The sequence below is a fragment of the Escherichia sp. S10b genome (genome assembly GCF_028421345.1).
Lineage (GTDB): Bacteria > Pseudomonadota > Gammaproteobacteria > Enterobacterales > Enterobacteriaceae > ECMA0423.
Map to the genome: position 1 here is coordinate 1 of NZ_JAHZSO010000032.1, position 20729 is coordinate 20729.

Genomic DNA, 20729 nt, shown 5'->3' on the forward strand with positions numbered 1-20729 from the left:
TATTAATATTTTGACGAATGATAAGGTATTCAAGGCAGGGTTAAGACGTAAGATGCGAAAAGCAGCCATGGACAGAAACTATCTGGCGTCAGTCCTTGCGGGGAGCGGGCTTTCGTAATCTTGCCCTGAATACAGGACTGAGTATCAAAAAGCCGGTTAACTGAAACTGTCCAGGTTTTGGGGGTCAGTTCATAAACGCCTTATCCGGCCTAAAAACAACTAAAATTCAATAAATTGCACCGATGCGTAGTCCCTATAAGCTTACGCATCGGGCAATTGTATTTACGCCATTGTCCCAATCGTCTTCCTGAATCGCAGCAGCGCAATGGTGAAAAATGCGCCGCCAATTGCCATCAGCGTCAGAAACTGCGGCCAGACGATTTCGAATCCGGCACCCCGGTAGAGGATGGCCTGCGCGAGGCTAACAAAGTGTGTCGTCGGCATGGTCAGCATAATGTCCTGCACCATCTGCGGCATACTTTCGCGCGGCGTGGAACCACCGGAAAGCATTTGCAGCGGCAGCAGCACCAGAATCACCAGCAGCCCCAGTTGCGGCATTGAACGCGCTATCGTCCCCATAAAAATGCCGATTGACGTGGTGGCAAACAGACTGAGCGCCACGCCCAGCATAAACAGCGGGATCGAGCCTTCAATCGGTACGCCCAGTACACCTTTCACCATCAGCACCAGCGATAATCCCGATACCACCAGCACCACCAGCCCCATCGACCAGATCTTCGCCATCATGATCTCAAACGGCGTTATCGGCATCACCAGTAAGTGTTCCACCGTGCCGTGTTCACGCTCGCGGATCAGCGCCGATCCGGTCAATACAATCGCCAGCATGGTAATGTTGTTGATGATCGCCATCACCCCGCCAAACCACGCGGGATCGAGGTTCGGGTTAAAGCGCATCCGGGTTTCCAGCGATACCAACGGTTCGCTGTTATCACGGTAGCGCGCGACAAAGCTGTTCACTTCACCGTTGATAATATTCTGGATATACCCATTGCCGGTAAATGCCTGGCTCATGCGCGTGGCATCGACGTTCACCTGAATATCCGGCTGGCGTCCGGCGAGGACATCACGCTGAAAATTAGGCGGAATATTTATCGCGAAGGTATAGCGTCCGGCGTCCAGTCCGGCATCCATCTCATCGGCGGTGATCATCTCCGGTGGCAAAAACCACGGACGATAGAAGCTGTTAACGATCCGGTTCGATAACTGCGATTGATCCATATCGGCAATGGCGATCGGCGCGAGGTTCAACGATCCTGGCGTAACGGTCGCTGACGAATACACCGACACCGTAAACGAGAAGACAATCAGCGTCAGCATCGCTTTATCACCGAGCAGACTGCGCAACTCTTTGATACCCAGATTAAAAATATTGCGTAAATGGCGCATCATCCCTCCTGTTTTTTCAGCAGCAGGATACTTAAGCCCATCACCAGCGGGATGGCTATCAGCAACGGGATAAAAAGTTGCCACAAATCAGTCAGATCCAGCGCTTTCGAGAACGTCCCGCGGGCAATAGTCAGAAAATGACTGGTCGGGTAAACCTCGCCGATCCAACGTCCAGGCCCTTCCAGCGAAGCTACCGGATCGATCATCCCGGAAAACTGTGTCGCCGGGATCAACGTGATAATCGCCGTTCCGAAAATGGCGGCAATCTGGCTTTTCATAAAGGTGGAGATCAGCAGCCCCATTCCGGTGGCAATGATGATATACAGCAGCGCCGCCAGGGTGAGCGTCAGGAAACTGCCTTTATGCGGTACGCCAAACACAAACACCGACAGGCCGCAGAGCAGGAAAAAGTTCAGCATCCCCAGCGCGATGTATGGCAACTGTTTACCAAGCAAAAATTCACTACGCGTGGTGGGGGTCACGTAAAGGTTGATAATCGACCCAAGCTCTTTTTCCCGCACCACGCTAAGGGCGCTTAGCATTGACGGGATCATCATCAGCAGAAGCGGGATCACCGCCGGAACAATCGCTGGCAGGCTTTTTACGTCCGGGTTATAGCGATAGCGCGTCTCAATATTCATCAGCCCGCTTTGGCTGGCGGGTGTGGATTGTCGGCTCGCCACATCCTGTAGCCAGCTCTGGTGCATTGCCTGCACGTAACCTTTTACCGTTTCGGCACGGCTCGGCATCGCTCCGTCGATCCAGACGCCGAGTTCCACAGGCGTACCACGCGCGATATCGCGCCCGAAATTGGGAGGGATCTCAATTGCCACCGTTATATCGCCCGCACGCATCCGACGATCAAGCTCGTCATAACTGGTGAGCGGCGGCTGTTCGATAAAGTAACGGGAACCGGAGAGATTGAGCGTCCACGCCTGGCTACTGACGGTCTGGTCGCGGTCGAGCACCGCAAAGCGCAGGTTTTCCACATCCATACTGATGCCGTAACCCATTATCAGCATCAGGATCACTGTTCCCATCAGCGCCAGCGTCGAACGTACCGGATCGCGTCGCAGTTCCAGTGCTTCGCGGCGGCTGTAGCTAAACAGACGGCGCAGGCTAAATCCCTGACGCGGCGCGTGGGTGGTGTCGTGTATCACGGGCGGCGCTTCGGCTTCGTTGCTCTGTCCTGCCGCTTCCTGCAAATAGGCGATAAATGCCTCTTCCAGACTGGCGGCTCCGCGTTTCTCAACCAGTTCCTGCGGTGTACCGCTGGCGAGCACTTTTCCGGCGTGCATCAGTGAGATGCGGTCGCAACGTTCCGCTTCGTTCATAAAGTGGGTGGAGATGAAGATAGTCACTTTGTCCTGGCGCGAGAGATCGACCATCAACTGCCAGAACATATCCCTCGCCACCGGATCGACACCAGAAGTAGGCTCATCGAGGATTAACATCTCCGGGCGATGAATCACCGCCACCGCCAGCGAAAGCCGCTGGCGAATGCCGAGCGGCAATGACTCCGGCAGAATATCTTCAACGTCGTTGAGCTTAAAACGCTCGCTCATTTCAGCCACTCTTGCGGGAATTTCCGCTTCCGGGATGTGAAACAAACGGGCATGTAACTCAAGGTTTTGCCGCACGGTGAGTTCGTTATAGAGCGAAAACGACTGCGACATATAGCCCACCCGACGGCGGGTATCGATATCTTTTGGATCAACCGGTTGCCCGAACAGCCACGCCTCACCTTCGCTGGCGGGCAGCAGTCCGGTGAGCATTTTCATGGTGGTGGATTTACCGCAGCCGTTCGAACCAAGAAAACCAAAAATCTCCCCGCGTGGAATGCGGAAATTAACGTGATCAACGGCAACGAAGGAACCAAAACGCATGGTCAGATCGCGCGCTTCGATGGCAATCTCTGCGTTTTCAGGTTGATACGGTGGGATCACTACCGCCTGATGCGCCTGGCGTTGCGCTTGCGGTAACAGATTTATAAATGCTTCTTCCAGCGTAGCGCTTTGCGTTTGCTGCCGTAGCTCTTCGGCGCTGCCAGTTGCCAGCACTTCTCCGGCATTCATCGCTACCAGCCAGTCGAAGCGTTCGGCCTCTTCCATATAGGCGGTGGCGACCAGCACGCTCATATTGCTCTGCCGCTGGCGAATACTGTCGATCAGATCCCAGAACTGGGAGCGGGAGAGCGGGTCAACCCCCGTTGTTGGCTCATCAAGGATCAACAGTTCCGGGTCGTGGATTAACGCGCAGCACAGCCCAAGTTTTTGCTTCATCCCGCCGGAGAGTTTCCCTGCCGGACGATCGCGAAACGGTGCTAACCCGGTGCTGGTCAGCAGCTCATTGATTCGCACTTCCCGCTCCGCTTTGTCGTGACCGAACAGGCGAGCGAAAAAATCGACGTTTTCATACACCGACAAGGTGTGGTAGAGGTTTTTGCCCAGCCCCTGCGGCATCCAGGCGATGCGCGGGCAGACGTCGCGGCGATGCTTCGGGTCGCGCATATCGCCGCCCAGCACCATCACATTGCCCTGTTCAATGACGCGGGCACCGGAAATCAACGACAACAAGCTCGACTTCCCGACGCCGTCCGGGCCAATCAGCCCGACCATACAGCGGGCCGGAATATCGAGAGTGATATTGTTCAGCGCAACGGTTTTTCCATAATGCTGGCTCACGCCCGCCAGTTGCGCGACAGGCGGGACGGGAACCAGTTCCAGATGCGTCATTGCGGCAACCTCACCACGAGGTCGTCAGGCCACGGAAGTTCTTCATTCACCCGCACCCACGCTACGCCCGGCAAACCGGTTTTGACATATTCCAGATGCTGCTGGAGTAATTCCGGTGGGATACGCGCTTTGACGCGGAACATCAGTTTCAGCCGTTCATCGCTGGTTTCGACGGTTTTTGGCGTGAACTGGGCGACACTGGCGACAAAACTGATGGTTGCAGGAATACGCAGATCTGGCGCGGCATCGAGGATCAGCCGGGCTTCACCGCCCAGTTTCAGCGTGCCCGCCTGTTCGGTTGGCAGGAAGAAAGTCATATAGACGTCGCTGAGATCGACCATATTCAGCACCCGACCGCCTGCCGCCAGCACTTCGCCTGGCTCGGCAACCCGATACTGCACGCGTCCGTCACGCGGGGCTTTCAGTTCGCTGTCATCGATATCTGCGGCAATGCGCCGTTCAGTGGCTTGTGCCGCTTCGACGCGGGTTTGCGCCTGAATGATATTGGTGCGTGCCGCTTCTATAGCCGCTTTAGAAGCCGATACCTGAGCTTTCGCCGATTCCAGCGCAGCTCGGGCGCTCTCAGCGGCGGCGCGATCGTCATCCAGCTGTTGCGCAGAAATAGCCCCTCGTTGGGCCAGTGAACGGGAACGCGTATGACGTTTTGCTACGGAGTCCAGTTCTGCCTGGCGTTGATTAACCAGCGACTGTGCGGCACGAGTTTCGCTTTGTCGTTGCTCCAGCAAAGCCTGCGCGGCAGCAACGGCGCTTTGTGCCTCTTTGATTTGCGCGATGGCTTCCAGTCGCTGTTCCTGCAACACGCGAGTATCCATCTTCGCCAGCACTTCACCTTCGCGAACAAACTGGCCTTCTTTCACCAGAATGGTGTCGATACGCCCGGCAATTTTGCTGGCAATATCCACTTCCGTCGCTTCAATGCGCCCATTACTGACAGCAAAGCCTTCCGGCACACCTGCCGGGCGCAACAGCCACCACGCCACGATAGCCGCCACCGCCAGTAACCCGACAACCCACCACGCCAGATGGCGCTTACTCTTATCCATAATCGACCCGCCATAATCCCTGTAAGCAAACGACGCGTGTTACAACTGCCGCCGAACGACGTTCAGCGGATTCTTCCATCCGGGATAAGAAGGAAACGGCAAATACGACCAGCGCGCAGAGCATTGAGCGCCAACGGGGAAGGCTTAGTGAAAACGGGTAGTAATGTTGTCATCATCAGCATTCCTGGCCGTAAATGAAACACGCATACTCATAAGTGTGATCTATAAAACTGGCTGACAAAACGGTATCCATCCTGTTGGATAGCGTTTCACGCCTGTTCAGTTGCAGGAACAGAGCATTCCTTTTTACGTTTTATCAACAGTCTCAACCAGATAGTAACATTAATATTCATGTTGTCTATGGTTCAGAGCTGTAACATTGTGCGCCTTCTAATCAAAGGCATAAGTCCATTTCTGTTTTTTTCATGCTGGTAAGACTTCCAGGGAGTGGTTATCTCAGGCCCTGCACCAGGGTTAATTTGGCAATTATGCATGCTGAACATTCTTCCAGCATGTTTACTGTCACGGGCGTTAAGACCTAAAACTGTCCCCGTTTCACCTATACATTCTCTTCCACCATTTCCGTTATGTGCAACAACTTGATTTATACCTAACATTTGTGAACATGCTAATAGTGCTTCAAGTTTAGGTCTGTAATCTGTCGAAACAGAAAAATAACGATTAAAGGATCGACAAGAGATAGCCCGGCTAGTTTTAAACTTTTTGCCATTAATTATAGCATGATGCTTTTTATTGATAATTGCCGCTAATTCGACCGGATCGAGAGCATTGGTCATTTCATCAATAGAGACTGTTATCGGTCCTATAATGTAACGTTTTCGCTGCTCATCAAAAGTTATCCCATGATGATTTGCCATTATTTTGTATTTGGGGTCATAGAAACATACAGGATAATCTTTTATCCCAGCGTAGGTATCCTCATCAAGTGGTTTCATACGCGTGAAGTTCTGCATATAGTTACCATTGCAATTCGTTTCATGATTTCCAGCTAATACATGAACATTTTCATTGATACTCATTATGCGTTTTAACAAATCGATGATAAATTGATCGCCACAGATATTACTAAATCGATCGCCGGTTTGGTCGCCAAGAAACGTACATGGCGTCACAGCGTCTTTATTAATAACTAAATAAGGCTGAAGACTTTCTAAAACTATATCTCTTCTGTTCAGAATACTGATTATTGTATTAACATTAGTGTCAAGTTGCTCATTAAAGTTCTCCCTTAGCAATACGTTGAGAACTTCATCTTCTATATTAAGCAACTGGCTAAGGAAATTTTCTCCTTCAGCCATGATTCTCAAATGTCCCGTTGCAAAAAGCGCGTACAAAACTGCACCGACTGAGCCATCGGTATCGCCAAAATAGGTTGGTCTGGTACTTGTGGGATCAACAGGTGAACAATTGGAGAAATAGGTTCTGTCAGCGAACTGGGGGTTTATCATTGTTTCGAATTTAATATCAGATACATTGAATTGCGATATTTTCCAGTCCCAGACGGGTTTGTACGACTCAGTAACTGCAACATCATTAGCATCATCATTTACTGTCATATTATTAAGTAAATAAACAATGCTGCACCAATTAATATCGGTATTATCAAGATAGCAGCCGTAATTTTTACTATTAATTGTCACAATAAACTGATAATTATTATCCCTACGTAGAATATGAGCGCGCATGTCCGATAGCATACTATATTTTTCTGAATGATTCGTTTGTATGGTAAATGATATTTTGTCATCTCGAATAGATTGTTGGAAACGTTCTATTTGCCAATCATCAATTTTTTCCACAACTTCACCGAGCATTGTCCTGGCAATACTTGATATATCATCACCTATACCATTTGCAATATACCCAAACAGTTCTTTAGTGAAGTTAGTAACATGCTCTTGCACCATATCATTTGTTGCGATTGTCGTTGTACTGTCGTTAGTGCCTGCCACAGTTCCAATTTTCATCTTTTACCTCATATAATTCACCGCGAGGAATGCATAGTTAACATTTAATCTTATGACATACACCTCATGTTCGATGGAAAAATAATTATATTTTGCACAAATCATTCAGCCTTAAAGCATAATATGAAATTTCTTATCTCATAGCAGAGAAAGTCCCTAAAGATTGTAGAGGCGTCATCAGAACATGCCTCTACAATCGATTAAGAAAACCTATGAAATACTGGCAGGATTAAAAAGACATACCACCGTATTCATGGAGTTTTAATGAGATTGAAAACAACTAAGCCCTGAGGAATAAATTATTTTATTATTTTTATCACGTGCTTCCTTCAGGGAATTTAGCCCCATAATACCATTATCAAATTGTTGATTCTGATCTACCCCGACCCCATGATGCCCATATTTTTGTCTAATGTATTTGCTGGGGTCTTCACCTTTGAGTGTCTCCCCATATATGAAGATACGTTTACGTGCTGGTCTGAAATCAGTAGTGTTATCAAAATAATTAGCATATACAGGTGTGGGTTTCAAAGTATTGCTTCGGATTAGATGGAATAGAGGATCATCCATGTGTTCTTTATGTTTTTTATTAAAAATATTGGCTAATTCCTCAGGATCAGTAGGATTTTTCATCTGATTAAATGGAACCTGCAAAGCACCGAGACAATAACATTTTTTTCTTCATCTCTTATTATTCCGTGATGACTGGTTAAAACTTTCCTTTCTGAGTCATAATGACAAACATCGAGCGTTTTAATTAAGTTATACGTATCACCGGCAGAGAGTTTATAATTTTCTAGTCATGCAGTATAGTTACCATTAAAATTGATTTCATGATTTCTAGCCAGAACGATGACATTTTTATTAATACGGCTATCTTTATTACCCTCCATATTTCGCATAGAATTTAGCAAAGTAAGGATATATTTATCACCAAAAATAGTACTAAATCTATCGCCTGTATGATCCCCAAGGAAGATACAAGGGGTTATCGCATCGTCCTTTAAAAAAACATGTTGATGCAACTCATTCAATATCATGTCTCTCGTATTTAATAAATTGTAGAGCAATTTATTATTTTTATGTATGTATGCAGATGAAGCCATGTTTTCGTGTTTTAATAATTCACATAATAAACTCCAACCCTTTTCCCTGATGCCTATATGCCTTGAAACGAGCAATGCATAAAGTACAGCGCCTACTCTTCCATCTGTATCGCCAAAATAAGCCGTGTTGGCATTTTGTGGGTTAATCACACCACAGTGTTTATAAAAGTCTATTTTAGAAAACACAGATTTAACATAGCTATCAAACTTATCCTTAGGAAACGTCTCTTTAGAGACATCCCAACGCCAGTCAGCTTTAAAATTACCGCTAAGAAGAGTAAAGAAATTTTCAGGTATGATAGAAAGGCCATTAACTTTATAAATTATGTCTGATTTATCTCCGGAGAAATTAATAAAATAATAACCATCCTTACACTCAATCGTAACGGTAATGGGAGACGATAATTTTATCACATAGTTATTGTCTGGTATAATTGTAAAGATAAACGTGTTAGTAGTATTCTTGGCGAAACTATTATATTCTTGAATATCTATAGATGGCTCACTATTGTAAAACCATATTTTCTCCATCTGAAGACTATGTTCATTTACCCTCCAGTGACCATGTTGCAGGAAATAGATGATATTCAGGCCTAAATCGTTATCTATTTGCGAAAAGTCATTCAGCATATTAACTTAAACTGTGTTTGATCGATATTTTTTATCAACCTTGCCATGGTGTTGATGACTGTTAACTTTATCTGAATGCTTATCTTGATGGTTTGAAGAGAAGTGCTTAAATATATTGTGAAATACTTTCATAAATAACCTGTAATATTTTTACTTGTTAGTAACAAAATAAACAATACATGTCTGAAAGACATATTTACGATGATACAAAGCAATAATACTTATATGTTCGATGATTTTAAGCACCGAGACTATCCGGTCTTTTACTAAATAATGGAAAACAATCCATCCCTGGAAGATAATTGTAAAAAAAACAACAGAATAAGAATTAATCTTAGGATAAATATTTATTTATCATGGCCTTTTAACCGGTAAAAAATGGCACTCGGCACAGTAAACCCCGCTATAGTTATGCTATGCATTTGTCTTTAATGATATCTCGTCGTTATATTAACAGGCTGAAATTATCATTAATGCACATTTCATTATTAGCAGGGATACCTGAGGAGTTTAAAGTGAACATATATATCGGGTGGCTTTTCAAATTAATCCCTTTGATTATGGGATTAATTTGCATCGCGTTAGGTGGCTTTGTGCTGGAAAGTTCAGGGCAAAGCGAGTATTTCGTCGCGGGTCATGTGCTGATTTCTCTGGCGGCCATATGCCTGGCATTATTCACTACCGCATTTATTATCATTTCGCAGCTCACGCGCGGCGTTAATACGTTTTACAATACATTGTTCCCCATTATTGGCTATGCGGGGTCAATTATCACCATGATATGGGGTTGGGCACTGTTAGCAGGCAATGATGTGATGGCAGACGAGTTTGTCGCCGGCCATGTTATTTTCGGCGTTGGTATGATTGCCGCCTGTGTATCGACGGTGGCAGCGTCATCCGGTCACTTTCTGCTCATTCCCAAAAATGCAGCGGGGAGCAAGAGCGATGGAACGCCGGTACAGGCTTATTCTTCATTAATCGGTAATTGCCTCATTGCCGTTCCCGTTTTACTCACCCTGCTCGGTTTCATTTGGTCTATTACGCTGTTACGTAGTGCTGACATAACTCCGCATTATGTCGCGGGTCACGTATTGCTTGGGTTAACCGCAATCTGTGCCTGTCTAATTGGCCTTGTTGCCACAATTGTCCATCAAACACGTAATACGTTTTCAACTAAAGAACACTGGCTGTGGTGTTATTGGGTTATTTTTCTCGGCTCAATCACGGTACTGCAGGGGATATACGTCTTAGTCAGTTCCGATGCAAGCGCCCGACTGGCTCCCGGCATTATTCTTATTTGCCTCGGAATGATCTGTTACAGCATATTCTCAAAAGTCTGGCTACTGGCACTGGTATGGAGACGTACCTGTTCGTTAGCCAACAGAATACCGATGATTCCCGTCTTCACCTGCCTGTTTTGCCTTTTCCTGGCATCGTTTCTTGCGGAAATGGCGCAGACCGACATGGGATATTTTATTCCTTCGCGGGTTTTGGTCGGTTTAGGAGCGGTATGCTTTACGTTGTTCTCAATCGTTTCAATATTAGAAGCAGGTTCTGCTAAAAAATAATTGCAACGTACCGGATAAAACCAGCGTTGACCATTTGCGTAACGCTGGTTTTTCTTAGGCATCATGAAATAACGCAGCATTAATGCATAGTGGTTAAGGATAAAAAAACAACAAAGTTACTGTTTTTTTCAACCTGTTCATATTTTATAAAGATCTGGCCACTGGGTGAGTTTTCAATCACCTTTCCTTCCACCTTATATTAAGCCTGGAGGGTTTCAGTTCACGGGCTCATTAGAAAATAATCACAAGATAGCCACTATCAAAATTAGCTCATTTTTAATGCGGCTCTAATAATTTTCATCTTTAGGTAACAGGTCAGGACGACTTCGCTGCAATCAAATCCTGCGCACAAGCCCACGCACTCGACCACGCCCACTGGAAGTTATAGCCCCCCAGCCAGCCGGTAACGTCCATCACTTCGCCGATGAAGTACAGCCCAGGCACTTTGCGCGCTTCCATCGTCCGTGAAGAGAGTTCGTTGGTGTCCACGCCGCCGAGCGTCACTTCGGCAGTGCGATAGCCTTCAGTGCCGTTGGGTTGTACGCGCCAGTCGGTCAATGTGCTAATCAGTGCCTGTTGGTCACGCACGTTGAGCTGTTTTAGCGAAACATCCGGGATTTGCCCGAGTTGCTGTAAGCGTTCAACCAACCGCTTCGGTAGATGAACCGCCAGTGTGTTTTTCAGGCTCTGATTCGGATGTGCGTTACGCTGCTCATTCAGGAAGGTTTCGAGATCCACATCCGGTAGCAGATTGATACTGACAAATTCACCCGGTTGCCAGTAGCTGGAAATCTGCAACACCGCCGGTCCAGACAAGCCGCGATGGGTGAAGAGTAAGTTCTCACGGAAAACGATGCCGTTTTCAGCGGTAATCACGGAAGGCACCGCCACGCCCGCCAGCACCTGTAACTCTTCGAGCAACGGTTTATGCAGAGTGAATGGCACCAGACCCGCGCGGGTCGGCAGCACGTTGAGGCCAAATTGTTCGGCAATCTTATAACCAAACGGCGACGCGCCCAGCCCCGGCATTGACAGCCCACCGGTCGCGATGACCAGCTTTTCGCAACCGACAGTCATGCCGTTCAGTTCAAGCGTGAAGCCTGTTTCATCCTTCGCCACACTCAGCACTTCGCTACGCAATCTGAAGGTTACATTGCCCTTCTCGCACTCATCCACCAGCATGTCGACAATCTGCTGCGCGGAGTCATCGCAGAAGAGTTGTCCTAACGTTTTCTCGTGCCAGGCGATGCCGTGTTTATTGACCAGATCAATGAAATCCCACTGGGTAAAACGCGCGAGTGCAGACTTACAAAAATGCGGATTCTGGCTCAGATAAGCGCCTGGTTCGACATAAAGGTTGGTAAAGTTGCAGCGCCCACCGCCAGACATAAGGATTTTGCGCCCTGGTTTTTTACCATTATCGATCAGCAGAACCCGGCGTCCTGCCTGACCTGCCAGCGCAGAACAGAATATACCCGCCGCACCAGCGCCTATAATAATGGCATCAAACCTTTCCACGTTGCGCTCCTCTTAGAAAAAACGGGCGTGAATTGTAAAGATTCCTCAGTGGTCGCACCAGCATCAATATTACTAAAAGGAAGTATTTGCCTGAATTATATAAGATAATTATTTTTTGAGTGAAATCCATACAGGAGGCAAATCAAAAAAAGTCTATATTTCACTTTGCCCGCGCCGCGAAAGTCACTGATAATGCGCCGCGTTCATGTCCTCAAAATGGCGTAACGTCCTATGCTACATTTGTTTGCTGGCCTGGATTTGCATACCGGGCTGTTATTATTGCTTGCACTGGCTTTTGTGCTGTTCTACGAAGCCATCAATGGTTTCCATGACACAGCCAACGCCGTGGCAACCGTTATCTATACCCGCGCGATGCGTTCTCAGCTCGCCGTGGTTATGGCGGCGGTGTTCAACTTTTTGGGTGTTTTGCTGGGTGGTCTGAGTGTTGCCTATGCCATTGTGCATATGCTGCCGACGGATCTGCTGCTTAATATGGGATCGTCTCATGGCCTTGCCATGGTGTTCTCTATGTTGCTGGCGGCGATTATCTGGAACCTGGGTACCTGGTACTTTGGTTTACCTGCATCCAGCTCTCATACGCTGATTGGCGCGATCATCGGGATTGGTTTAACCAATGCGTTGATGACCGGGACGTCAGTGGTGGATGCACTCAATATCCCGAAAGTATTAAGTATTTTCGGTTCTCTGATCGTTTCCCCTATTGTCGGCCTGGTGTTTGCTGGCGGTCTGATTTTCTTGCTGCGTCGCTACTGGAGCGGCACCAAGAAACGCGCCCGTATCCACCTGACCCCAGCGGAGCGTGAAAAGAAAGACGGCAAGAAAAAGCCGCCGTTCTGGACGCGTATCGCGCTGATCCTTTCCGCTATCGGCGTGGCGTTTTCGCACGGCGCGAACGATGGTCAGAAAGGCATTGGTCTGGTTATGTTGGTATTGATTGGCGTCGCGCCAGCAGGCTTCGTGGTGAACATGAATGCCACTGGCTACGAAATCACCCGTACCCGTGATGCCATCAACAACGTCGAAGCTTACTTTGAGCAGCATCCTGCGCTGCTCAAACAGGCTACCGGTGCTGATCAGTTAGTACCGGCTCCGGAAGCTGGCGCAACGCAACCTGCGGAGTTCCACTGCCATCCGTCGAATACCATTAACGCGCTCAACCGCCTGAAAGGTATGTTGACCACCGATGTGGAAAGCTACGACAAGCTGTCGCTTGATCAACGTAGCCAGATGCGCCGCATTATGCTGTGCGTTTCTGACACTATCGACAAAGTGGTGAAGATGCCTGGCGTGAGTGCTGACGATCAGCGCCTGTTGAAGAAACTGAAGTCTGACATGCTTAGCACCATCGAGTATGCACCGGTGTGGATCATCATGGCGGTCGCGCTGGCGTTAGGTATCGGTACGATGATTGGCTGGCGCCGTGTGGCAACGACTATCGGTGAGAAAATCGGTAAGAAAGGCATGACCTACGCTCAGGGGATGTCTGCCCAGATGACGGCGGCAGTGTCTATCGGCCTGGCGAGTTATACCGGGATGCCGGTTTCCACTACTCACGTACTCTCCTCTTCTGTCGCGGGGACGATGGTGGTAGATGGCGGCGGCTTACAGCGTAAAACCGTAACCAGTATTCTGATGGCCTGGGTGTTTACCCTTCCGGCTGCGGTACTGCTTTCCGGCGGGCTGTACTGGCTCTCCTTGCAGTTCCTGTAATCGTACGCACCAAAACGAGCGGGTCAGTTTACTGGCCCGCTTTTTTTATGCGTTATTATTGCTGAAGTGCTTAATGCCAAATCATCAATGCAATCAGGCTGACCACCACCAGACCACACAATGCGCTAGTCAGAATAAACTGCCGACGCACCCGCTCACAGCGGCGAATAAACTCATCATCGTGATGATCGCGATAACGTTGGGCATAGATATACCAAACGAGACGCACCTGTTTGTTGGGTTGGCCATGTGAGGTAAAAAAGCCCCCTCCATCAACATATTGATAGAGCAATGGATCGCAGTTACGCAGTACCACTAACAACGCGCGTAGTGATGAGAAATAGCGCGCCATGTTAACAATGCAAACGACACATAAAGCCCAAAATAATGCGACGGTGCTTATCATACCTCCTCCCCGGCGACCTGCCCGCGGAGTTCCACCCCGGGGCTACCGCTCCCGATACGCTGCCAATCAGTTAACACCAGGTCCTGGAGAAACCGCTTTTGTGGTGACCAACATCCGAGCGGCTCTATAGATAGTGTAGGAGATCAGGTTGTTTTTTTTCCAGAAGGTTAACCACTATCAATATATTCATGTCGAAAATTTGTTTATCTAACGAGTAAGCAAGGCGGATTGACGGATCATCCGGGTCGCTATAAGGTAAGGATGGTCTTAACACTGAATCTTTACGGCTGGGTTAGCCCCGCGCACGTAGTTCGCAGGACGCGGGTGACGTAACGGCACAAGAAACGCTAGCTGGCCAGTCATCGACAACTTTATGGAAGGAGTAACACTATGGCTTATAAACACATTCTCATCGCGGTCGACCTCTCCCCGGAAAGCAAAGTTCTGGTAGAGAAAGCAGTCTCTATGGCTCGCCCCTACAATGCGAAAGTTTCTCTGATCCACGTAGATGTAAACTACTCTGACCTATACACCGGGCTTATTGATGTGAATCTGGGTGATATGCAGAAACGCATCTCTGAAGAGACACATCATGCGCTGACCGAGCTTTCCACTAATGCAGGCTACCCAATCACTGAAACCCTGAGCGGCAGCGGCGACCTGGGCCAGGTTCTGGTCGATGCAATCAAGAAATACGATATGGATCTGGTGGTTTGTGGTCACCACCAGGACTTCTGGAGCAAACTAATGTCTTCCGCACGTCAGCTGATCAACACCGTTCACGTTGATATGCTGATTGTTCCGCTGCGCGACGAAGAAGAATAATCATCCCCCCACGACGTGTTCCTGAACGCCCGCATATGCGGGCGTTTTGCTTTTTGGCGCGCCTTGTTACCTGATGCAGCGTAAACCCCTTATCTGGCCTACGATCTGCGTACGCAATCAAAATCTCCTGCCAATACAACATTTAACACCATCATATTTTCCATCATTAGTGTGATCAGCTGGTTATTTTCTGTTGTAATAGTGTATTAATCTATTCACCGCATCAATATTAAGAATCTCTGACACATGTAAACTTTTTCGCGCGTTATCCCTTACGCGTTCATACTTTTCAGGATGGTATTGGAAGGTTAATAAATATGAATACAACAACACCCATGGGGATGCTGCAGCAACCTCGCCCATTTTTCATGATCTTTTTTGTCGAGTTATGGGAGCGATTCGGCTACTACGGCGTGCAGGGCGTACTGGCGGTTTTCTTCGTTAAACAGCTTGGATTCTCGCAAGAGCAGGCTTTTGTCACTTTTGGTGCTTTTGCTGCGCTGGTCTATGGCCTCATTTCCATTGGCGGCTATGTCGGCGACCACCTGCTGGGGACCAAACGCACCATTGTTCTCGGAGCACTTGTGCTGGCGATTGGCTACTTCATGACCGGCATGTCGCTACTTAAGCCTGACCTGATTTTCATCGCCCTGGGGACTATCGCTGTCGGTAACGGCCTGTTTAAAGCTAACCCAGCCAGCTTGCTTTCGAAGTGCTATCCGCCGAAAGATCCGCGGCTTGATGGCGCATTCACCCTGTTCTATATGTCGATCAATATCGGCTCGTTGATAGCGTTATCGCTGGCCCCTGTGATCGCTGATAGATTCGGTTATTCAGTCACCTACAACCTGTGCGGGGCGGGGTTAATTATCGCATTACTGGTTTACATCGCCTGTCGTGGAATGGTGAAAGACATTGGTTCTGAACCCGACTTCAAGCCGATGAGCTTCAGCAAACTGTTGTACGTATTACTTGGCAGCGTGGTGATGATCTTCGTCTGTGCATGGCTGATGCACAACGTAGAAGTCGCCAATCTGGTGCTGATTGTTCTCTCCATCGTCGTCACCATCATCTTCTTTCGTCAGGCATTCAAGCTGGATAAAACCGGGCGCAATAAAATGTTTGTCGCCTTTGTCCTGATGCTCGAAGCGGTGGTGTTTTACATTCTCTACGCCCAGATGCCAACATCGCTGAACTTCTTTGCCATCAACAACGTGCATCATGAAATTCTCGGTTTTTCCATCAACCCGGTCAGCTTCCAGGCGCTTAACCCGTTCTGGGTGGTACTCGCCAGCCCAATACTGGCAGGCATTTACACGCATCTGGGTAACAAAGGCAAAGACCTCTCGATGCCGATGAAATTTACTCTCGGCATGTTTATGTGCTCTCTGGGCTTTTTGACGGCTGCAGCTGCGGGAATGTGGTTTGCGGATGCCCAGGGGCTGACATCGCCATGGTTTATCGTGCTGGTGTACTTATTCCAGAGCTTAGGTGAACTGTTTATTAGCGCCCTTGGCCTGGCGATGATTGCTGCCCTGGTGCCGCAGCATTTGATGGGCTTTATTCTCGGGATGTGGTTCCTGACGCAGGCTGCCGCGTTCTTGCTGGGCGGCTATGTGGCAACATTTACCGCGGTGCCGGACAACATTACCGATCCGCTTGAGACGTTGCCCGTCTATACCAACGTGTTTGGTAAGATTGGTCTGGTCACACTGGGCGTTGCAGTAGTGATGCTGTTGATGGTGCCGTGGCTGAAACGCATGATTGCGACGCCGGAAAGCCATTAATTATTCTTGCAGAAAGCAGGGTAGCGTTATCGCTACCCTGGTTTACTTTTACACTGGCGTACCTGCATAAATATCAAACCTATGCCCTTTAGTGACTACCGCGTTTGGCGTGGCGACATTCGCCAGCGGTGGCGCGTAGTCCGGGCGCTTTACCACCACGCGTTTGGTCGCCAGCAAGCGTGCAGGCTCCAGTAATCCATCGGCATCAAGATCCGGTCCCACCAGCGACTGAAAGACACGCATCTCTTTTTTCACTAGCGCGCTTTTCTGCTTATGCGGGAACATCGGGTCGAGATAAACCACCTGCGGGCGCGGGGTAATATCAGTCAGCGCCGTCAGGCTGGAGGCGTGAATTAACTGCAACCGCTCCTGCAACCAGCCGCCGATTTCCGCATCCGCATAACCACGCGCCAGGCCGTCGTCGAGCAATGCGGCAACGACTGGATTACGCTCCAGCATCCGCACGCGGCAGCCGACTGAAGCCAGCACAAAGGCATCGCGCCCCAGCCCTGCGGTGGCATCCACCACATCCGGCAAATAATCGCCTTTAATGCCCACCGCTTTCGCCACCGCCTCACCGCGACCACCGCCGAATTTGCGTCGGTGCGCCATCGCTCCGCCAACAAAATCAACAAAGATGCCGCCAAGTTTTGGCTCATCACGCTTGCGCAATTCCAGATGTTCCGGCGTTAACACCAGCGCCATCAGGTTGTCTTCATCGTGCTCCAGCCCCCAGCGGACCGCCAGAACAGATAAGGCACCGTCTCCGGTGCCTGTTTCATCAATTAAGCAGATTTTCACTGAATGATCAGCCCTTAATGCCGTAATGCTCCAGCATCGCATCCAGCTGCGGTTCACGACCACGGAAGCGTTTGAACAGATCCATCGGCTCTTCTGAACCGCCACGGCTCAGAATGTTGTCGAGGAACGACTGCCCGGTTTCACGGTTGAAAATGCCCTCTTCCTCAAAGCGCGAGAAAGCATCTGCCGCCAGTACGTCAGCCCACAGGTAGCTGTAGTAACCTGCGGCATAACCACCGGCGAAAATATGGCTGAAAGCGTGCGGGAAACGGCCCCAGGATGGAGACGGTACTACGGCAACCAGTTTCTTGATTTCTGCCAGAGTTTCGAGGATTTTCGCTCCCTGATCCGGGCGGAACTCGGCATGGAGGCGGAAATCGAACAGGCCGAACTCCAGCTGGCGCAGAATAAACAGCGCCGCCTGGTAGTTCTTCGCCGCCAGCATTTTATCCAGCAACTCTTTCGGCAGCGGTTCGCCGGTTTCGTAGTGACCGGAGATAAACGCCAGCGCCTCCGGCTCCCAGCACCAGTTTTCCATAAACTGACTCGGCAGTTCGACCGCATCCCACGGCACACCGCTGATACCGGAAACACCAGCGGTTTCGATGCGGGTCAGCATATGGTGCAGGCCGTGACCGAACTCGTGGAACAGGGTGATCACTTCGTCGTGAGTGAACAGCGCCGGTTTACCATTTACCGGGCGGTTGAAGTTACAAGTCAAATACGCGACCGGTTTTTGCAGAGAACCATCAGCTTTACGCATCTGGCCTACGCAGTCATCCATCCACGCCCCGCCGCGCTTGTTTTCACGGGCATACAGATCGAGGTAGAAGCTGCCGCGCAGTTCGTTATTTTCGTCATACAGTTCGAAGAAACGTACATCCGGATGCCAGACATCAACATCTTTACGCTCTTTAGCGGTGATGCCGTAAATACGTTTCACCACTTCAAACAGGCCGTTAACCGCTTTGTTTTCTGGGAAGTACGGACGCAGCTGCTCGTCGCTGATGCTGTAGAGGTGCTGTTTTTGTTTTTCGCTGTAGTACGCGATATCCCACGGCTGCAACTCATCGACGCCAAATTCCGCTTTGGCGAAGGCGCGCAGTTGTGCCAGCTCTTTTTCGCCTTGCGGACGCGCGCGTTTTGCCAGATCGGTTAAGAAATCCAGCACCTGCTGCGGGTTTTCTGCCATTTTAGTGGCAAGGGATTTAAAGGCGTAGTTTTCAAAGCCCAGCAGTTGCGCCAGTTCGTGACGCAGAGCGAGGATCTCTTCCATCACCTTGCTGTTATCCCATTTACCGGCGTTCGGGCCTTGATCGGAGGCGCGGGTGCTGTAAGCGCGATACATCTCTTCACGCAAGGCCTGGTTGTCGCAGTAGGTCATTACCGGCAGGTAGCTTGGGATATCCAGCGTCAGCAGGTAGCCTTCCAGCTCTTTCGCTTCGGCCTGGGCTTTTGCCGCAGCCAGCGCGCTTTCAGGCATCCCCGCCAGCTCCGCTTCGTCGGTAACGAGTTTGGTCCAGCCCATCGTCGCATCGAGGACGTTGTTGCTGTACTGGTTGCCCAGCTCGGAAAGACGAGTGGCAATCTCACCGTAGCGTTGTTGTTTCTCTATTGGCAGACCGATGCCAGAGAGTTCGAAGTCGCGCAGTGCGTTATCAACCGCTTTTTTCTGAGCCGTGTTCAGCGTGGCGTAATGATCGCCATCGCGCAGGTCGCGATACGCTTTATACAGCCCTTCATGTTGCCCTACCCAGGTGCTGTATTCCGACAGCAGCGGCAGGGTTTGTTCGTACGCTTCACGCAGTTCCGGGCTATTTTTCACCGAGTTCAGGTGGCTGACCGGGGAGAAGATACGCCCCAGCACATCGTCCACTTCCGCCAACGGCTGGCAGAGATTTTCCCAGGTGTACGGTGCTCCTTGCGCTACTACGCGCTCCACATTTTCGCGGCAGTCGTTCAGCGCCTTAGTCACGGCTGGAACGACATGTTCCGGGAGAATTTTAGAAAACGGAGGCAATTCAAAGGGAGTCAGTAACGGATTCGTCATTCGCGCAGTCCTGGTTAAAGAGGTTAAGGAAGCGCTCAACAGGCGCTTTACATAATGTGTGTAGCATGGGGTTAAGTGTAGTGAATTTCAATGAGAAACGTTACGCTTTCGCGGCGGCGGCCTCTTTTCGGTATACTGTCCTGATACGCTTTTGTGCGCCCCGAATACGGGCCGATTTTTACTTACCGGAACACCTTTACCCATGCTCAGTTATCGCCACAGCTTTCACGCTGGCAACCACGCCGACGTCCTTAAACATACCGTTCAGAGCCTGATCATCGAGTCGCTGAAAGAGAAAGATAAACCGTTTCTCTATCTCGACACCCACGCAGGGGCCGGGCGTTATCAGTTAGGCAGCGAACATGCCGAGCGTACCGGCGAATATCTCGAAGGCATCGCCCGTATCTGGCAGCAGGACGATTTGCCCGCAGAACTGGAGGCGTACATCAATGTGGTAAAACACTTCAACCGTAGCGGTCAGTTGCGTTACTACCCCGGTTCGCCATTGATTGCTCGCCAGCTACTGCGCGAACAAGACAGCCTGCAACTGACCGAACTGCACCCGAGCGATTACCCGTTGCTGCGTTCTGAATTTCAGAAAGACAGCCGTGCGCGCGTCGAAAAAGCCGATGGTTTCCAGCAGCTTAAGGCCAAACTGCCGCCGGTTTCCCGCCGTGGTTTAATCCTTATCGACCCGCCGTATGAAATGAAAACCGACTATCAGGCGGTGGTCAGCGGGATAGCAGAAGGTTACAAACGTTTCGCCACTGGTACTTACGCACTGTGGTATCCGGTGGTGCTGCGTCAGCAAATTAAGCGCATGATCCACGATCTGGAAGCGACCGGTATTCGCAAAATTCTGCAAATTGAACTGGCGGTACTGCCAGACAGCGATCGCCGTGGCATGACCGCTTCCGGCATGATTGTGATTAACCCGCCGTGGAAACTGGAACAGCAGATGAATAACGTGCTGCCGTGGCTGCACAGCAAACTGGTTCCGGCAGGCACCGGGCACGCCACCGTAAGCTGGATCGTGCCGGAGTAATTGCAGCCATTGCTGGCACCTATTACGTCTCGCGCTACAATCGCGGTAATCAACGATAAGGACACTTT

At 49.6% G+C, this 20729-nt stretch carries 15 protein-coding genes and 2 pseudogenes; 6 read left to right on the plus strand and 11 right to left on the minus strand.

The window, feature by feature from the left end; genetic code table 11:
• Positions 1-118 (plus strand): annotated as a pseudogene (locus FTE26_RS02120) (ISAs1 family transposase); the annotation flags it as partial.
• A 164-nt stretch (positions 119-282) separates the two neighbouring features.
• Here FTE26_RS02120 and FTE26_RS02125 read toward each other — a convergent pair.
• The 6 genes and pseudogenes from FTE26_RS02125 to FTE26_RS02150 all read right to left on the minus strand — a co-directional run bounded on the left by FTE26_RS02125 (position 283) and on the right by FTE26_RS02150 (position 9062).
• A complete protein-coding gene (locus tag FTE26_RS02125; RefSeq protein WP_001216257.1) occupies positions 283-1407 on the minus strand; it encodes an ABC transporter permease in 1125 nt (374 codons plus the stop codon).
• Positions 1407-4142, minus strand: coding sequence for a ribosome-associated ATPase/putative transporter RbbA (gene rbbA / locus FTE26_RS02130; protein ID WP_046464147.1), 2736 nt, complete (start codon positions 4140-4142; stop codon positions 1407-1409). Before rbbA ends, FTE26_RS02125 begins: the two co-directional genes overlap by 1 nt.
• Complete coding sequence (locus FTE26_RS02135; protein ID WP_000361491.1) at positions 4139-5206, minus strand: HlyD family secretion protein; 1068 nt, start codon at positions 5204-5206, stop codon at positions 4139-4141. Before FTE26_RS02135 ends, rbbA begins: the two co-directional genes overlap by 4 nt.
• A gap of 62 nt (positions 5207-5268) precedes the next feature.
• Complete coding sequence (yhiY, locus tag FTE26_RS02140) at positions 5269-5382, minus strand: protein YhiY (RefSeq protein WP_001296785.1); 114 nt, start codon at positions 5380-5382, stop codon at positions 5269-5271.
• A gap of 189 nt (positions 5383-5571) precedes the next feature.
• The gene (locus FTE26_RS02145) at positions 5572-7194 is read right to left on the minus strand and encodes a DUF4049 domain-containing protein (RefSeq protein WP_001296801.1); all 1623 of its coding nucleotides are present in this window, start codon (positions 7192-7194) and stop codon (positions 5572-5574) included.
• A gap of 261 nt (positions 7195-7455) precedes the next feature.
• A pseudogene (locus FTE26_RS02150) lies at positions 7456-9062 on the minus strand (DUF4049 domain-containing protein).
• A 383-nt stretch (positions 9063-9445) separates the two neighbouring features.
• Between FTE26_RS02150 and FTE26_RS02155 the strand changes: the two are divergent.
• Positions 9446-10498, plus strand: coding sequence for a DUF2776 domain-containing protein (locus FTE26_RS02155; protein WP_001028905.1), 1053 nt, complete (start codon positions 9446-9448; stop codon positions 10496-10498).
• Between the two features lie 315 nt (positions 10499-10813).
• Here the strand turns inward: FTE26_RS02155 and FTE26_RS02160 are convergent, their stop codons facing one another.
• The gene (locus tag FTE26_RS02160; RefSeq protein ID WP_000439142.1) at positions 10814-12016 is read right to left on the minus strand and encodes an NAD(P)/FAD-dependent oxidoreductase; all 1203 of its coding nucleotides are present in this window, start codon (positions 12014-12016) and stop codon (positions 10814-10816) included.
• Positions 12017-12247: 231 nt separating this feature from the next.
• On the opposite strand from FTE26_RS02160, the gene pitA reads away from it, so the two are divergent.
• A complete protein-coding gene (pitA, locus tag FTE26_RS02165; protein WP_000902780.1) occupies positions 12248-13747 on the plus strand; it encodes an inorganic phosphate transporter PitA in 1500 nt (499 codons plus the stop codon).
• Between the two features lie 70 nt (positions 13748-13817).
• Here pitA and uspB read toward each other — a convergent pair whose 3' ends face one another.
• Positions 13818-14153, minus strand: a complete 336-nt coding sequence (uspB, locus tag FTE26_RS02170) for a universal stress protein UspB (RefSeq protein WP_000626187.1) — start codon at positions 14151-14153, stop codon at positions 13818-13820.
• 390 nt (positions 14154-14543) lie between these two features.
• Between uspB and uspA the strand changes: the two genes are divergently transcribed.
• Positions 14544-14978 (plus strand): universal stress protein UspA, encoded by a 435-nt coding sequence (uspA, locus tag FTE26_RS02175; RefSeq protein WP_000323571.1) that lies wholly within the window; start codon positions 14544-14546, stop codon positions 14976-14978.
• A 98-nt stretch (positions 14979-15076) separates the two neighbouring features.
• Here the strand turns inward: uspA and FTE26_RS02180 are convergent, their stop codons facing one another.
• Entirely contained in the window at positions 15077-15130 is a 54-nt protein-coding gene (locus tag FTE26_RS02180; protein WP_212591402.1) for a hypothetical protein, read from the minus strand.
• Positions 15131-15295: 165 nt separating this feature from the next.
• On the opposite strand from FTE26_RS02180, the gene dtpB reads away from it, so the two are divergent.
• The gene (gene dtpB, locus FTE26_RS02185) at positions 15296-16765 is read left to right on the plus strand and encodes a dipeptide/tripeptide permease DtpB (protein WP_001098647.1); all 1470 of its coding nucleotides are present in this window, start codon (positions 15296-15298) and stop codon (positions 16763-16765) included.
• A 48-nt stretch (positions 16766-16813) separates the two neighbouring features.
• Here dtpB and rsmJ read toward each other — a convergent pair whose 3' ends face one another.
• Together rsmJ and prlC are read right to left on the minus strand one after the other, a co-directional pair.
• Entirely contained in the window at positions 16814-17566 is a 753-nt protein-coding gene (gene rsmJ / locus FTE26_RS02190) for a 16S rRNA (guanine(1516)-N(2))-methyltransferase RsmJ (protein WP_000686627.1), read from the minus strand.
• 7 nt (positions 17567-17573) lie between these two features.
• Entirely contained in the window at positions 17574-19616 is a 2043-nt protein-coding gene (gene prlC, locus FTE26_RS02195; protein WP_001295214.1) for an oligopeptidase A, read from the minus strand.
• Between the two features lie 202 nt (positions 19617-19818).
• Here prlC and rlmJ point away from each other — a divergent pair, with 202 nt between their 5' ends.
• Entirely contained in the window at positions 19819-20661 is an 843-nt protein-coding gene (rlmJ, locus tag FTE26_RS02200) for a 23S rRNA (adenine(2030)-N(6))-methyltransferase (protein WP_000954225.1), read from the plus strand.
• Positions 20662-20729: the final 68 nt, after the last annotated feature.

Bases quoted from the DNA above. Each gene is read 5' to 3' on its own strand.
- FTE26_RS02125 (WP_001216257.1), bottom strand. From the start codon at position 1,407: ATGCGCCATTTACGCAATATTTTTAATCTGGGTATCAAAGAGTTGCGC.
- rbbA (WP_046464147.1), bottom strand. From the start codon at position 4,142: ATGACGCATCTGGAACTGGTTCCCGTCCCGCCTGTCGCGCAACTGGCG.
- FTE26_RS02135 (WP_000361491.1), bottom strand. From the start codon at position 5,206: ATGGATAAGAGTAAGCGCCATCTGGCGTGGTGGGTTGTCGGGTTACTG.
- yhiY (WP_001296785.1), bottom strand. From the start codon at position 5,382: ATGATGACAACATTACTACCCGTTTTCACTAAGCCTTCCCCGTTGGCG.
- FTE26_RS02145 (WP_001296801.1), bottom strand. From the start codon at position 7,194: ATGAAAATTGGAACTGTGGCAGGCACTAACGACAGTACAACGACAATC.
- pitA (WP_000902780.1), top strand. From the start codon at position 12,248: ATGCTACATTTGTTTGCTGGCCTGGATTTGCATACCGGGCTGTTATTA.
- uspB (WP_000626187.1), bottom strand. From the start codon at position 14,153: ATGATAAGCACCGTCGCATTATTTTGGGCTTTATGTGTCGTTTGCATT.
- uspA (WP_000323571.1), top strand. From the start codon at position 14,544: ATGGCTTATAAACACATTCTCATCGCGGTCGACCTCTCCCCGGAAAGC.
- dtpB (WP_001098647.1), top strand. From the start codon at position 15,296: ATGAATACAACAACACCCATGGGGATGCTGCAGCAACCTCGCCCATTT.
- prlC (WP_001295214.1), bottom strand. From the start codon at position 19,616: ATGACGAATCCGTTACTGACTCCCTTTGAATTGCCTCCGTTTTCTAAA.
- rlmJ (WP_000954225.1), top strand. From the start codon at position 19,819: ATGCTCAGTTATCGCCACAGCTTTCACGCTGGCAACCACGCCGACGTC.